Genomic DNA, 13,241 nt, shown 5'->3' on the forward strand with positions numbered 1-13,241 from the left:
TCGGGCCGATCCTTCGACACTCTGTTCACACCTGTCAAGTTTTTGTCCGATGCTGCACATTTCCTTGTCGCACCTCCGCGTTCCGTCTAGTCTCGGGCGCATGGAAAACGGGCAGTCGCATGAAACGGGCGGGAAATCCGCCGGCTGGCGCGGATCGCGCGAGGTCTGGCTCGACGCGGCGCGGGCGGCCTTCCTCGAAAGCGGGCTCGACGCGGTCAAGATCCAGACGCTCGCCGCCCGGCTCGACCTGTCGCGCACCAGCTTCTACTGGTTCTTCAAGGACCGGAACGCGATCCTCGACGCGCTCTTCGACGATTGGCAGGCGCGCAATACCGAAACGCTCGTCGCGGCCTGCGACGCCTATGCCGACACCATCGCCGAAGGGGTGCTGAACGTTCTCAGCGTCTTCGTCGACGATGACGGGTTCGAGCCGCGCTACGAACTCGCGATCCGGGGCTGGGCGCATCGCTCCGATGCGATCATGGCGCGCGTCGCCGAGGCCGATGCCCGCCGGCTTGCCGCGCTTGCCCGCCTGTTCGAGCGGTTCGACGTCCCCCCGGACGAGGCCGACGTGCGCGCGCGCACCGTCTATCTCGCGCAGATCGGCTATATCTCGATGCAGGTCCGCGAAAGCGTGCCGACCCGGATCGCCCGCTTTCCGGCCTATGTGAAGACCTTCGCGGGCGTCACGCCGAGCGCGCGGGAACTGGCCCGCTTCCATGCCCGCCACGGCATCGGCACGGCGGCGGAGTGATCATCGCGCGGGCCGCATCACCCGCGCCATCAGCACCACGGCAAGGGCCAGGATCGCCAGCATCGCGAACGCGGTCCTGAGCGTGGTCAGCTCGGCCAGACCACCGATCAGCGGCGGCCCGACCAGCATCCCGCCATAGCCCAGCGTCGCGACGCTCGCGATTGCGCGGCCCGCGCCCGCCCCCGCGCCGCCCTCGGCGGCCGCGCGCGAGAATGCCAGCGGTATGATCGTGGCATAGCCAACGCCCAGCAGGCCGAAGCCCAGAAGCGCCCCCCAGAGCGTTCCGGCCAGGACGAGGATCGTTCCGCCGATCGCGGCCGTGATCCCCGCCGCGCGCACCGTCCCGTCCGGCCCGAGCCGCGCGATGATGGCGGGCCCCGACAGCCGCGTGCAGACCATCGTCACCGAAAAGACCGCGTATCCCAGCGCCGCCTGCGCCTGCGACGTCCCCAGCTCGGCGATCAGGTAGACCGCGCTCCAGTCGGCCATCGCTCCCTCGCCCAGTCCCGCCGCGCAGGCGATGAGGCCCACCAGCACCAGCACGCCCTTGGGAAAGGCAAAGACCGGACCCTCGACCGACACGCTGCGGACCGATTGCCAGCCCACATCCGACAGGAACAGCCCCGTCACCGCCAGCAGGACGGCGAGCCCCGCGAAATGCAGCGGCACGCCGATCCCGCCCGCCACGGCAAGGTATCCCGACAGCGCGCCGAGGCCCGCCCCGAGGCTCCACATCGCGTGGAAGACCGGCATGATCGGGCGTCCGATCTCACGCTCAACCTCGGCCGCCCAGGCGTTCATGGCGACGTCCATCGCCCCGTGTGCCGATCCGAAAAGGGCGAGCGCCACGCCCAGCATCCAGAATGTCGGCGACACGGCCAGCAGGATCAGCGTCACCGCGTAATAGGCCGCGAGCAGCCGCGTCAGCCGCGCGGCCCCCATCCGGTCCGACCCCTTGCCCGCCAGCGGAAACGACACGAGCGCGCCCACCGCCATGCAGAGCAGCAACAGCCCCAGCGCCCCTTCCGAAATGGCGAGCCGGTCGACGAAGGCCGGGATCCGCGATGCCCAGATCCCGAAAAGCGCCCCGTTGAGCCCGAACATGACCGACACGGCCAGCCGCGGCGTGCGAATGTCACGCATGTAGAATCTCCAGTCCCGTCTGGGCGAACGGCTCCGTCTCGCGCCGATCCGCGTCGGTGACAAGACGTGCGATCGCCTCGCATCGCAACGTCCTGTGCCGCGCGCGGCGGCCGATCTTGCTCCGGTCCGCCACGATCACGCTCTGCCGCGCGGCCGCCGCCATGGCGCGCTTGACGCCCACCTCGGCCAGGTCGTCGCTGCTCATCCCGAATTCCGCCTCGATTCCGCAGGCCCCGAGGAACGCGATATCGGCCGACACGTCGCCCAGCCACGCCTCGACATCCATGCCGGTCACGATGCCGCCGCGCGGGCTCAGCCTGCCGCCCGGCATCGCGACCTCGATCCCGGCCTCGGCGCAGGTGCTCGCGATCCAGGGCGAGGGCGTCACGATCAACCGCCCGGGCGCGGGCGGAATGAGCCGGGCAAGGGCCAGGATCGTCGTCCCCCCGTCGAGGATCAGCGTGTCGCACCCCTCGCAAAGCGCCGCCGCCCGTCGGGCCAGCGCCGAATGATCCACCCCGTTCGACAGTCGCTCGCCCATCGGAGCCGCGGGCGCGACCGCACCGCCGCGCACCCGCCGTGCCGTGCCTTCGGCCTCGAGCGCGATGAGGTCGCGGCGCACCGTGTCGGCTGAGACGCCGAATTCCCGCGCGATCCTCGTCACGACGATCGCATCGCCCTCGGCCAGCCGCCGCCTGAGCAGGTCCTGCCGTATGTCGGGATTGTTCAGATCCACCGCGTCCACCCCACGAATCATGCAGGACCATGCATAATGGCGCATAAAAGTGCATGCAAGATTCGGCGAGAGTTGAGTTTCGCGCACGAAGCGAAACTCGAAATGCAGCACTATCAACTAGATGGGGGGGCGATCCGCGAGGAGGTTTCGCCGCGAAACCTCCCCGAACGCGCAGCACCTTGCATCACGCCATGACGGACAGGATCTCCGCATGAAGCGCCGGATTGGCGGCCAGCACGCCCGTGCTGCACCGCTCGGCCGAGTTGAAGCTGAGCGGTTCGCCATGCCGGTCGGTCACGAGCGCTCCCGCCTCGGCCGCGATCAATGCGCCCGCCGCGATGTCCCATTCCCAGGCCTGCCGGAAGGTCGCCATCACGTCGAACCGACCCTGCGCCACGACTGCCAGCCGATAGGCCATCGACGGGCGGTAATGGCGCGCGAAATCCGGTACCGCGCCGCGCCAGTTCCGCTCGGCATAGGTCGCCTTGGAGGTGATCATCCGCGCGCCTGACACCTCATCCTGCCGCGTGACGGTGATCGGCGTGCCGTTGAGCGCTGCGCCCTGTCCCAGCGCGGCGGTATAGGTCAGCCCCTTGGCCGGCATGTGGATGACGCCCGCGGTCAGTCGCCCGGCCTCGGCCACGGCGAGGCTCACCGCCCAGGTTTCGTGCCCCTCGAGATAGGCGCGCGTCCCGTCGATCGGATCGAGGATGAAGCATCGCTCCCGGTCCATCCGGGCAAGATCGTCCTCGGCCTCCTCGCTGAGCCAGCCGTAATCCGGCCGCGCATGAAGCAGCGCCGCGCGCAGGGCACCGTCCACGGCAAGGTCGGCCTCGCTCACCGGGCTGCCGTCGGGCTTGGCTCTCGTCTCGGGGTCGCGCCGCCAGTACGACATCGCGATCTGCCCGCCCGCGAGGCTCGCATCGATGAGAAGGGCGAGGTCAGTCGCCGGCAAGGGTCAGACCCTCGACCAGGAGCGAGGGCACCACGCGGCTCAGATGCGTGCGGGCATCGTTGGCGGGCCGGACCCGCGGCAGCATCTCGCGCAGGTTGCCCGCCAGCGTGATGCCGGTCACGGGATAGGCGATCTCGCCCCCCTCGATCCAGAACCCCGAGGCCCCGCGCGAATAATCGCCCGTATTGGGGTTGATCGTCGATCCGATCAGCGACGTGACGAGCAGCCCCGTCCCGATCTCGGCCATGAGCTCGGCGCGCGAGGCGTCGCCCTGGGTCATCGACAGGTTCGTCACCCCCGGCTGTGGCGGCGAGGACGGCCCCCGCGCCGCGTTGGCCGTTGAGGAAAGCCTAAGCTTGCGCGCGCTCGCGAGGTCCAGCGTCCAGCTTTGCAGGATGCCGTCCTCGACGATCGCGCGCCGCGCGGTGGCGAGCCCTTCGGCGTCGAAGGGCCGCGAGCCCGAGATCCGCACCCGGTGCGGGTCCTCGATCAGGTCGATGCCCTTCGGCAGGACCTGCGCGCCCATCAAGTCGCGTGCCCAGCTCGATCCGCGGGCGATGGCGCTGCCGTTGATCGCCATGACGAGGTGCCCGATCAGCCCCGAGGATACGCGCTCGTCGTAGATGACGGGATAGGCCCCCGTCTTGGCCCGGCGCGGGTTCTGCAGCGCCGCTGCGCGTTCGCCCGCGATGCGTCCGATCTCGGCCGGGTCGGGCAGGTCGTCGCGAAAGATCCGCCCCTCGCCGTGGTAATCGCGCTCCATCCCCGTTCCGGAACCGCTGATCGCGACGGCCGACAGGCTGCTGGAGCTGCGCGAATAGCCGCCCGAAAAGCCGTTCGTCGCGGCCAGATGCACGTCGCGATAGCCGTAGGCGGCCGAGCTTGCCTGCACCTGGCTGACGCCCTCGACGCTTGCCGCCGCGGCCTCCATCGCGAGGGCCGCGTCCTGCAGCTCAGAGGGGGCCGGTTCGGGGCGCGGGTCGATGAGTTCGAGCGCCGAAGCATCGCGGTCCCGCGCCAGATCGTCCGGATCGGCGAGGCCCACGCCCGGATCCTCGGGTGCCTCGCGCGCCATGGCGACCGCGCGGGCGGCCATCTCGGCCATCGTCCCGGGCGTGAGATCCGAGGCCGAGACGCAGGCCTGCCGCCGTCCCATCAGGACGCGTAGCCCGATCTCGGTCCCCTCGGCGCGTTCGGCCTGTTCGAGCGCGCCCGCCCTGACGTCGATCGAGATCGACGTGTCGCGGATCGCGATCGCGTCGGCGGCCTCGGCCCCGGCCTTCGTTGCCGCGTCGAGGAGGTCGCGGGTGAGGCGGGAGAGATCGTCGGGCATCGGGGCATTCCTTGAGGGGGAGGGCCTTGGAAAAGGCGCGCGTCGCCTGTCGCACCTAGGTCGCGACCGGCACGCTCGCAAGGTTCGGGATGCCGCGGGGTGGCGCGGCGGGGTCCGGTCGCGCGGTCGGAGGGATCTTGCCGGACGAGGGGCGATGCGGTCCATGCCCTTGACCGGGGCGCAACGACCACTAGGCTTCGCGCGGATCAACGGAGCCTTCCAAATGACCCAGCGCCTGCACCTCGTCTTCGGCGGCGAACTCGTCGACCCGTCGCAAAACGCCTTCAAGAACGTCGACGACATCCACATCGTCGGCATGTTTCCCGATTACGCGAGCGCCTACAACGCATGGAAGACCCATGCGCAGCGCACGGTCGACAACGCCCACATGCGGTACTTCATCGCGCATATCCATCGCCTGCGCGACGAGGAACAGGCGGCGTCCCCGACCGAGGAACTCGGCGGCTAGGCAGGGTGCGCGTCGGAACATGGCGTTCTCGCTCAGCATGCTGCGCCACCGCATGGGCGCACGTCGCGAGCGGATGGTCCCCCCGGGGGACGTGCCCCCGCGCGGCGAGGGACCTCTGCTCTGGGTGCATTTCTGCCCCGGCGCGGGCGGCGAGGGCACCGCGCTCGTCGTCAGGGATCTCGTGGCCGAACGGAAGGATCTCATCGTGATCGCGAGCGGCGAGGCCGACGGCGTCGAGGACATCGCGATGCGGGTGCAATCCCCGCCCGAGACGCGGAGCGCGACGCGCGCGTTTCTCAACCTCTGGGATCCCGACGCCATCGTCTTTTCCGGCCCCGATCCGCATCCCGTGCTGTGGCTTGCCGCGCAGTCGCGCGGCATCCCCCTCGTCGCGGTCGAGGCCGATCCCGCGCGCCATCCGATCGCGCTGGTCCGGCCGCTCGCTCAGTTCGACTTCGTCCATGCCCGCGCGCCGGATGCGCGGCTGTCGGGCCGGGTTCATGCGCTGGTCCCGCTCGCCGCGACGCCACCGCCGCCCGCCGCCATCGAGAGCGACCTCGAGGAGATGTCGGAGGTTTTGGCCACCCGTCCCGTCTGGCTCGCCGCCGAGGTGCCCGGCGAGGAGATCGAGACCGTGCTGGAGGCGCAGACCCATGCCGCGAAGCTGTCGCACAGGCTGCTCCTGATCCTCGAGCTCGCCGAACCGGAAATCGCTCCGGCCCTGGTCGATCGTCTGCGCGAAGAGGGGCGCGAGGTCGCGCTGCGATCGCAGGGCGACAATCTGGAGCCCGATACCGAGATCCTGATCGCGGACGAAAGGGGCGAGATCGGCCTCTGGGCGCGGCTCGCCTCTCTCACCTATCTGGGCGGATCGCTGGGGCAGGGGGCGTTCTGCGACCCGATGATCCCCGCGGCGCTCGGCTCCGTCGTTCTGCACGGGCCCGCGCCCGGGGCATGGGGCGAGCCGCTCGACGCGCTCGACCGGACGAACGGGGCCTGCCGGATCGCGGATGGCGGCGCGCTGGGCCCCATGGTCGAGACCTGCCTCGCGCCCGACCTCGCGGCCGAGATCGCGCACGAGGCCTGGGACATCGCGACCCGCGGTGCCGAGGCCAGCAACCTGACGCTCGCCGCGCTCGGGCAGGCGCTCGACCGGGCGGCCACCCGCAGGGCGGCGCACTGATGCGCCCGCCGGGATTCTGGAGCACCTCGCAGGTCGGCTGGCGGGCGCGGAGCCTCAAGCCGCTCTCGGCGCTCTATGCGCGGGCGACGGCGCGGCGCGTGGCGCGGCCGGGCGAGCGGGTGGGCGTTCCGGTGATCTGCGTCGGCAACCTCAACGCGGGCGGGACCGGCAAGACGCCGACCGCCATGGCGATCCTGCAACGCCTGAACGATCGCGGATGGACGCCGCATCTGGTGTCGCGCGGCTATGGCGGAACGCAGACCGATACGATGCGCGTCGATCCCACGCGCCACGATGCCGGCCGGGTGGGCGACGAACCGCTGCTCCTCGCGGCCTTCGCGCCGGTCTGGGTCGGCCGGGACAGGGCGGCCTCGGCCCGGCAGGCGGTCGCGGCGGGCGCGGATGTGATCGTGATGGATGACGGGTTCCAGAACCCGTCGCTGGTGAAGGACCTGTCGATCCTCGTGGTCGATGCGGCGGTGGGGTTCGGCAATGGCCGGGTGATCCCGGCGGGGCCGCTGCGCGAGCCGGTCGAGGTGGGCCTTGCCCGTGCGGATCTGGTGCTGTCGATCGGCCCGCATGCCGCGCAGGAACAGTTCACGAGGGCCTGGGGCGGGCACATAACGGTCCCGAAGATCGAGGGGGCGCTGAAGCCGCTCGTCACGGGGATGGACTGGACCGGCTTTCGCGCGCTGGCCTTCGCCGGGATCGGCCGGCCCGAGAAGTTCTTCGAGACCCTGCGCGAGTTGGGGGCGGATCTGGTCCGTCCCGAGGCGCTCGACGATCATCAGGCGCTGACGCCCGCGTTGATGATGCGGCTCGAGCGGGAGGCACGCGCACGGGGCGCGCAGCTCGTCACGACGGAAAAGGATGCGGTGCGCCTCGCCCCCGAGATGCGGGCCAAGGTGCTGACGCTGCCGGTGCGGCTGGAGCTTGCCGATCCCGCGCCGCTCGACGCGGCGCTGGACCGGCTGGCGCGCGATCAGTCCGAGAGGCGTTCGTCCAGCAGCTCGGAGAAGTCGGCGTAGTTCATGTTGCCGAACTGCTCGCCGTTGATGATGAAGGACGGCGTGGAGCGGATGTCGTCCTCGGCCGCGTTCTGCTCGAAGCTCGCGAAGAGGGCCTGCGCCTTGTCGGCGTCGCTGAGGCATTCCTGCACCTGATCGGGGCTGAGGCCCGCCGTCACTCCGAGCTTGCGCAGGTTGTCGGCGATGGTCGCGGGATCGCTGCTCGACAGCCAGTCGGACTGACGCTCGTAGATCATGTCGACGATCGGGAAATAGCGATCCGGCCCCGCGCAGCGCGCGATGAGGCTGGCCCAGAGGCCGGGACGGTCGAAATAGACCTCGCGGTAGACGAAGTTGATCTTGCCCTCGTCGATGTAGTTGGCCTTGAGCTCGTCGAAGACGCTGTCGTGGAAGGTCCGGCAATGCGGGCAGGTGAAGGAGGCGTATTCGACGACCGTGACCTCGGCGTCGGGATTGCCGATCTGCATCTCCTCGACGAGCGAGAGGTCGGGTGCCTCGGAGCTTTCCTGCGCCTCAGCCGCGAAGGGTGTCATGCCGGGGGTCTGGCCTTGCCCGGCGGCGAGATACCAGCCGCCGGCGGCGACGATTGCGATGGCCGCGACGGCGGGGACGATCTTGTTCATCGGGGTCTCCTCAGGAAGATTTCGGGTGTCCGAGCACGTTCGCGCCGAGCCGTTCGAGGGCCGCGCGAAGGTCGGGATCGGTGACGGGGGCCGCGTTCCGGCGGGCGGCCTCGGTAATGGCGGGGTCGGCCTTGGGCTGCGGTTTCGGCGCATGGCCGAACTGCGCGGCCCCTTCGGCAAAGCCCGTGGGCGCGGTCTGCGTGATGCGGATCCTGGCGATGGCCTGATAGCCGTAGCAGGCGTTGACGCGTTCGCGCAGGCGGTCCTTCTGCATTTCGAGCATGGGGGCCTGCGCGCCGGTGGTGAGAACGGTGAGCGTCGCGCCGAGGCCCGAGCGCGCATGGGTCACGTTGACGGGGCGCGCGATGGCGGCCATGTCGGGGCCGACGATCTCGGCCCAGCGGGTCAGGATCCGGCTGGTCGCGAAGCCGCGGCTTTCGCCGGCCTTGCGGATCTGCCGCTCCACCAGCGTCGAGGTGCGCTGGAAGCCTTTGCCGGTGGGACGTCTGGGCGGTTTCTGGACCATGGGGTCTATCTACGGGTGCGCGCGCGAGCGGGCCAGCCGTTTTGGCGGAAGGAGGCTAAAAATTGCGTGACGACGAACTGACCCGCGCGCTTCTCGACTGGTACGACATCCATGCGCGCGCGATGCCCTGGCGGGCGGGGCCGGCGGCACGAGCGACGGGCGAGCGGCCGGATCCCTATCGCGTGTGGCTGTCGGAGGTGATGCTGCAGCAGACGACCGTTGCCGCCGTGAAGGGCCATTTCGCCCGCTTCACCGAGCGCTGGCCGCGGGTCGAGGATCTGGCCGCGGCCGAGGATGCGGAAGTGATGGCCGCCTGGGCGGGGCTTGGATATTACGCGCGGGCGCGGAACCTGCTGAAATGCGCGCGCGTCGTGGCGGAGGCGCATGGCGGGCGGTTTCCCGACACGCGCGAGGGGCTGATCGCGCTGCCGGGCATCGGGCCCTATACCGCCGCCGCGATCGCCGCGATCGCCTTCGACCGGGCGGAGGTCGTCGTCGACGGCAACGTGGAGCGGGTGATGGCGCGGCTTCACGACGTGCGCGATCCGCTGCCCGGGGCCAAGGGCCGCCTGACCGAACTTGCCGCGCGCACGACGCCGGAGGCGCGGCCCGGCGATTACGCGCAGGCGGTGATGGATCTGGGGGCCACGATCTGCACGCCCCGAAGCCCCGCCTGCGGGATCTGCCCATGGCGCGCACCCTGCGCCGCGAGGGAGGCGGGAGTCGCGGCCGAACTGCCCGCGAAGACGCCCAAGGCCGCGAAGCCCGTGCGGCAGGGGGTCGCCTATCTCGCGCGGCGGGGTGACGGCGCGTGGCTTCTGGAGGTGCGCGAGGCGCGGGGGCTGCTGGGCGGAATGCTGGGCTGGCCCGGCAGCGGCTGGGCGGAGGAGGTGCCGGAGCACACGCCCCCCGTCGAAGCCGACTGGCGCGCGCTGCCGGCGGAGGTGCGCCACACATTCACGCATTTCCACCTGCGCCTGAAGCTGATGGTGGCCGAGGTCGGCGATGCCGTGCCCGGTCGCGGCAGCTTCGTGCCGCTTGACCGGTTCCGCCCCGCCGACCTGCCGACGCTGATGCGCAAGGCCTACGACCTTGCGCGCGCCGAGTGGCCCTAGGGGTCGGGCCCGACCCTGACGAGCGTCTTGCCGAAATTGTCGCCCGCGAGCATCCCGACGAAGGCCTTGGGCGCATTCTCGAGCCCGTCGGTCACGCTTTCGCGGTAGGTGATCGTGCCGTCCGCGACCATCGGCGCGACCTCGTCGAGGAAGGTCGGGAAACGATCCCAGTGATCGAAGATGATGAACCCCTCGGCGCGCAGCTTGCGTGTCAGCAGGTTGCGCCAGATCGTGGGCCCGGAGATCGCGTCCTCGAGGTTTTCGCCGGCATACCAGGCGACCATGCCGCAGATGGCGATGCGGCCGTGATCGTTCATGTTGGGAACGACGCCCGCGAGTGTCTTGCCGCCGACATTCTCGAAATAGAGATCGACGCCGTTCGGTGCGGCCTCGCCGATGGCCCTGGCCATCGCTTCTCCATCCGCGTGGGCGTGGTGGTCGATGCAGGTGTCGTAGCCCAGGTTACCGGTCGCATGGGCGCATTTCTCGGGCCCGCCGGCGACGCCCACGACCCTGAGGCCCCTTGCATGGGCGAGCTGTCCCGCGACCGATCCCACCGCACCGGTCGCGGCCGAGATGACGATCGTCTGTCCCTTCTTCGCCTCGAGGATGCGGGTAAGGCCGGTCCAGGCGGTCATGCCGGGCATTCCGAGGATGCCGAGCGCCGTCTGCAGCGGCGCGCGGGTCGGGTCGAGCTTGCGCAACTCGTCGCCCTTCATCACGGCGCGGTCGGTCCAGCCTGTCATGCCGGTCGCGATGTCGCCGGGGGCGAAGCCGTCGTGGTTGGAGGCGATCACCTCGCCCACGGTCTGACCCGTCATCGTCTCGTCGATGGCGACGGGGGTGGCGTAGGATTTCGCGTCGCTCATCCGGCCGCGCATGTAGGGGTCGAGCGAGAGCCAGATCGTGCGGAGCAGCACCTCGCCCGGGCCCGGTTCGGGCAGGTCGAAGCTTTCGTGGCGCAGATGGTCCGTCGTCGCACGGCCTTCGGGGCGCGCGGCGAGAACCACGCGATGGGCGGTGTCGGTCATCGGGAGTCCTTCCTTCAGTCGTCGTTTCGGGCCAGCAGCCCGTACTTCCGCAGCTTCACGTAGAGGCTCTGACGGGAAAGTCCCAGCATCTCGGCCGCGGCGACGCGATTGTTGGAGGTAAGCTCCACCGCCGTCTCGATACACATCTTCTCGATCACGTCGCTGGTCTCGCCCACGAGTTCCTTGAGCGAGGCCGTGCCGACGAGCGCGCGGATCGATTCCATCGTGTCGTCGTCGACGCCGCCCTGCGCCGGGCGCGTGCCGTCGGGCAGCCGCGCGTCGCGCAGCACGTAGCCCAGTGCCGGGTGCTGACCGTCGGCGAGATAGGTGACCGAGATGCCCACCGCCCGCTCGCCACCGCCCGCGGTGACGATCCGCGTGGAGTAGAGGCGCATCTGGCCGTTGCGCACGGCCGTGTCGGACATGAGCCTCAGATCGACCTCGCCCCGCGCGAGAAAATCGGAGAGCGAGCGGCCCTTCACGTCCTCGGGGCCTTCGAGATCGGCGAGGTCGAGGAAGCCGTCGTTGACCGACAGGATCTGGCCTGCGCGATCGGTGAAGACGATGCCGTCGGGGCAGGCATCGTGGAGCCGCGACAGCCGGTCGCCCATGGGGCCGTCCGTCTGCATGTCCTGCTCGGCGCGGTCGAGGCGGCAGATCAGCATCCGCTCGCCCGAGGCGCGGAACAGCGTGACGCGGATGTCGAGCGTGCCGCCCGTGCGCCGCGCGACGAGCTGCGTGGCCCCGCCCCCCTCGGCCCGGCCGGCCTGCGCGAGATGGTCAATCACGCCTGCATCGCCCGCGCCCGTAAGTTCGCCCCCGAAGGACATGCCGCGCAGCCCCTCGACCGATCCACCGAGGAGCCGCGCCGCGCGGGCGTTGAGCTCGACGATGCGGCCGGAGGCCATCGAGACGTAGATGGCCGCGTCGCGGGTGATGTCGAGCAGGACCCTGAGCCGCGTCGCCACCTCGCGATTGGCTTCGTAATCGCGCTCGAGCGCGAGCTGTGCCTCGACGAGCTGCTGCTGCATCTCGGCGATGGGGCGCAGGTCGCGGCCCAGCAGGATGATCGACCCGTCGGGTCCGAGCCTCTGGACACCGTAGCGGATCGGGAATTCGCGTCCGTCGCCGAGGCGGTGGTTGAGCTCGATCGGGCGGACGGTCTCGTTCCTGCCGGCGAACTCGGCCAGACGCGCGTCGAGCTTGCGAACCGATTCGGAGGTCAGCGTCTCGCGGATGTCGCGGCCCTGCCAGTCGTCGAGATCGCCGAATCCCTGAAGGTCGGGATTGACGAGAACCGACTGCACCTGCCCCATGTCGCTGATGACGATGGAGATGTCGGCCGCCCGCGCGACGATCGACGAGAGGAGTTCGGGCGCCACGAGCGGCATCGCGCCCTGTGGCCAGTCCCTTGCACCGCGCGAGGTCATCGGCGCGGCGCCCGTTGCGACAGGACACGGATCATGCCGGACCCGGTCGGACCGGTTCGCAGCCGCAGATCTGCAGCGCGAGGCGCAGATCGTTGGTCGCGTAATCGGCACCTGTGCGGGCGCGGGCGGCCTCGGCCCCGTGGGCGAGGAGGCCGCCGCCGACGATCAACGGCACACGCGCCCGGCTCGCCCGGCGCAGGGCCACGATCGTCCGGGCCACTTCCGACAGGTCGTCGGCGGGCGCGACCGAAATCAGGATGCCGTCGTAATCGCCGCTTGCCGCGATCTCGGCCAGTGTCCCGAGCGGCTGGCCCAGCAGGAGGCGGACCGACACGCCGATGCGGCGGAGCTGTCCCGTCAGGACCATCGCGCCCAGCGTGTGATCCTCGCTGGCCAGAACCAGCACGATGAGATTGCCGGCCCCGCCATTCGGTTCGGCGACGGGGGGCAGCAGGTGACGCAACATGGATTGCAGGCGCGCGGTCCCGATCGAGACTTCTGCGAAGCTCATCCGGTCGGCGACCCAGTCGTCGCCCATCCGGCGCGCGACCTCGGGGATGTAGATGTCGCAGATCTCCTCTTCTGTGATGCCGGCCTCGTCCATCTCGAGCAGGAGGCGGTCGCGTTGGGCGGGATCGGTGGCTTCGGTGGCGCGGCGCAGACGTTCGACGAACCGCTCGGACATCGCGCGCCCGCCCAGCTTGCGCTGCGCAAGGACCGACAGGGCGCGGCGGGCGAGGGCGGTGACGCCGGTTTCGCCGTTCTGCGCGGGATGCACGATTGGACTGGGCATGCCGTTCCTCCGGGAGAGGGCCGACCCTCTTTCAATGCCGGTCGGCGCGGAGAGTGTGGCCCGAGCGGGGCCCATTTGTCAAAAGCATTTGACAGAAGGGCCGCGCGACGCAGCGGAGCGGC

General features: G+C 70.2%; 14 protein-coding genes. 5 read left to right on the forward strand and 9 right to left on the reverse strand.

Translation table 11 applies throughout. The features are described 5' to 3' along the window. Positions 1-100 precede the first annotated feature (100 nt). Positions 101-754 carry a TetR/AcrR family transcriptional regulator gene (locus RVY76_RS14125; protein ID WP_317376782.1) on the forward strand — a complete coding sequence of 218 codons (654 nt, stop codon included), beginning with the start codon at positions 101-103 and terminating at the stop codon, positions 752-754. On the opposite strand, the gene RVY76_RS14130 is transcribed toward RVY76_RS14125, so the two are convergent. The 4 genes from RVY76_RS14130 to RVY76_RS14145 all read right to left on the reverse strand — a co-directional run bounded on the left by RVY76_RS14130 (position 755) and on the right by RVY76_RS14145 (position 4,921). Then, positions 755-1,897, reverse strand: a complete 1,143-nt coding sequence (locus RVY76_RS14130) for an MFS transporter (RefSeq protein WP_317374827.1) — start codon at positions 1,895-1,897, stop codon at positions 755-757. Next, positions 1,890-2,654: a DeoR/GlpR family DNA-binding transcription regulator gene (locus RVY76_RS14135; protein WP_317374829.1), complete on the reverse strand. Its 765-nt coding sequence runs from the start codon at positions 2,652-2,654 to the stop codon at positions 1,890-1,892. Before RVY76_RS14135 ends, RVY76_RS14130 begins: the two co-directional genes overlap by 8 nt. A gap of 163 nt (positions 2,655-2,817) precedes the next feature. Beyond that, positions 2,818-3,588, reverse strand: coding sequence for a 3'(2'),5'-bisphosphate nucleotidase CysQ (locus RVY76_RS14140; RefSeq protein ID WP_317374830.1), 771 nt, complete (start codon positions 3,586-3,588; stop codon positions 2,818-2,820). Then, entirely contained in the window at positions 3,575-4,921 is a 1,347-nt protein-coding gene (locus tag RVY76_RS14145; RefSeq protein WP_317374831.1) for a TldD/PmbA family protein, read from the reverse strand. Before RVY76_RS14145 ends, RVY76_RS14140 begins: the two co-directional genes overlap by 14 nt. Before the next feature lie 223 nt (positions 4,922-5,144). Between RVY76_RS14145 and RVY76_RS14150 the strand changes: the two genes are divergently transcribed. From RVY76_RS14150 to lpxK, 3 genes are read left to right on the forward strand one after another with little or no spacing between them, the layout of a single operon-like run. After that, positions 5,145-5,390, forward strand: a complete 246-nt coding sequence (locus tag RVY76_RS14150; protein WP_317374833.1) for a DUF4170 domain-containing protein — start codon at positions 5,145-5,147, stop codon at positions 5,388-5,390. 19 nt (positions 5,391-5,409) lie between these two features. Further along, entirely contained in the window at positions 5,410-6,573 is a 1,164-nt protein-coding gene (locus tag RVY76_RS14155) for a hypothetical protein (RefSeq protein ID WP_317374835.1), read from the forward strand. Next, a complete protein-coding gene (gene lpxK / locus RVY76_RS14160; RefSeq protein WP_317374836.1) occupies positions 6,573-7,601 on the forward strand; it encodes a tetraacyldisaccharide 4'-kinase in 1,029 nt (342 codons plus the stop codon). Before RVY76_RS14155 ends, lpxK begins: the two co-directional genes overlap by 1 nt. On the opposite strand, the gene RVY76_RS14165 is transcribed toward lpxK, so the two are convergent. Both RVY76_RS14165 and RVY76_RS14170 read right to left on the reverse strand, forming a co-directional pair. Continuing rightward, positions 7,556-8,224, reverse strand: a complete 669-nt coding sequence (locus RVY76_RS14165) for a DsbA family protein (protein WP_317374837.1) — start codon at positions 8,222-8,224, stop codon at positions 7,556-7,558. The genes lpxK and RVY76_RS14165 overlap by 46 nt on opposite strands. A gap of 10 nt (positions 8,225-8,234) precedes the next feature. After that, positions 8,235-8,750 (reverse strand): DUF721 domain-containing protein, encoded by a 516-nt coding sequence (locus tag RVY76_RS14170; protein ID WP_317374838.1) that lies wholly within the window; start codon positions 8,748-8,750, stop codon positions 8,235-8,237. A gap of 122 nt (positions 8,751-8,872) precedes the next feature. On the opposite strand from RVY76_RS14170, the gene RVY76_RS14175 reads away from it, so the two are divergent. Next, positions 8,873-9,865: an A/G-specific adenine glycosylase gene (locus RVY76_RS14175; RefSeq protein WP_317376783.1), complete on the forward strand. Its 993-nt coding sequence runs from the start codon at positions 8,873-8,875 to the stop codon at positions 9,863-9,865. On the opposite strand, the gene RVY76_RS14180 is transcribed toward RVY76_RS14175, so the two are convergent. The 3 genes from RVY76_RS14180 to RVY76_RS14190 are packed head-to-tail and all read right to left on the reverse strand — an operon-like array spanning position 9,862 to position 13,119. Continuing rightward, the gene (locus RVY76_RS14180) at positions 9,862-10,896 is read right to left on the reverse strand and encodes an NADP-dependent oxidoreductase (protein ID WP_317374839.1); all 1,035 of its coding nucleotides are present in this window, start codon (positions 10,894-10,896) and stop codon (positions 9,862-9,864) included. The two genes, RVY76_RS14175 and RVY76_RS14180, sit on opposite strands and share 4 nt — an antisense overlap. Before the next feature lie 14 nt (positions 10,897-10,910). Further along, positions 10,911-12,326, reverse strand: coding sequence for a transcriptional regulator PpsR (gene ppsR / locus RVY76_RS14185; protein ID WP_317374840.1), 1,416 nt, complete (start codon positions 12,324-12,326; stop codon positions 10,911-10,913). A gap of 31 nt (positions 12,327-12,357) precedes the next feature. Continuing rightward, on the reverse strand, positions 12,358-13,119 hold the full coding sequence (locus RVY76_RS14190) for a cobalamin B12-binding domain-containing protein (protein ID WP_317374842.1): 762 nt from the start codon (positions 13,117-13,119) through the stop codon (positions 12,358-12,360). Between the last annotated feature and the right edge of the window lie 122 nt (positions 13,120-13,241).

The organism is Palleronia sp. LCG004, from assembly GCF_032931615.1.
Lineage (GTDB): Bacteria > Pseudomonadota > Alphaproteobacteria > Rhodobacterales > Rhodobacteraceae > Palleronia.

What these genes read in the sequence shown, in the direction of transcription:
- RVY76_RS14135 (WP_317374829.1), bottom strand. Translation starts at nt 2,654, where the DNA reads ATGATTCGTGGGGTGGACGCGGTGGATCTGAACAATCCCGACATACGG.
- RVY76_RS14130 (WP_317374827.1), bottom strand. Translation starts at nt 1,897, where the DNA reads ATGCGTGACATTCGCACGCCGCGGCTGGCCGTGTCGGTCATGTTCGGG.
- lpxK (WP_317374836.1), top strand. Translation starts at nt 6,573, where the DNA reads ATGCGCCCGCCGGGATTCTGGAGCACCTCGCAGGTCGGCTGGCGGGCG.
- RVY76_RS14190 (WP_317374842.1), bottom strand. Translation starts at nt 13,119, where the DNA reads ATGCCCAGTCCAATCGTGCATCCCGCGCAGAACGGCGAAACCGGCGTC.
- RVY76_RS14155 (WP_317374835.1), top strand. Translation starts at nt 5,410, where the DNA reads ATGGCGTTCTCGCTCAGCATGCTGCGCCACCGCATGGGCGCACGTCGC.
- RVY76_RS14175 (WP_317376783.1), top strand. Translation starts at nt 8,873, where the DNA reads ATGCCCTGGCGGGCGGGGCCGGCGGCACGAGCGACGGGCGAGCGGCCG.
- ppsR (WP_317374840.1), bottom strand. Translation starts at nt 12,326, where the DNA reads ATGACCTCGCGCGGTGCAAGGGACTGGCCACAGGGCGCGATGCCGCTC.
- RVY76_RS14180 (WP_317374839.1), bottom strand. Translation starts at nt 10,896, where the DNA reads ATGACCGACACCGCCCATCGCGTGGTTCTCGCCGCGCGCCCCGAAGGC.
- RVY76_RS14170 (WP_317374838.1), bottom strand. Translation starts at nt 8,750, where the DNA reads ATGGTCCAGAAACCGCCCAGACGTCCCACCGGCAAAGGCTTCCAGCGC.
- RVY76_RS14125 (WP_317376782.1), top strand. Translation starts at nt 101, where the DNA reads ATGGAAAACGGGCAGTCGCATGAAACGGGCGGGAAATCCGCCGGCTGG.
- RVY76_RS14165 (WP_317374837.1), bottom strand. Translation starts at nt 8,224, where the DNA reads ATGAACAAGATCGTCCCCGCCGTCGCGGCCATCGCAATCGTCGCCGCC.
- RVY76_RS14150 (WP_317374833.1), top strand. Translation starts at nt 5,145, where the DNA reads ATGACCCAGCGCCTGCACCTCGTCTTCGGCGGCGAACTCGTCGACCCG.
- RVY76_RS14145 (WP_317374831.1), bottom strand. Translation starts at nt 4,921, where the DNA reads ATGCCCGACGATCTCTCCCGCCTCACCCGCGACCTCCTCGACGCGGCA.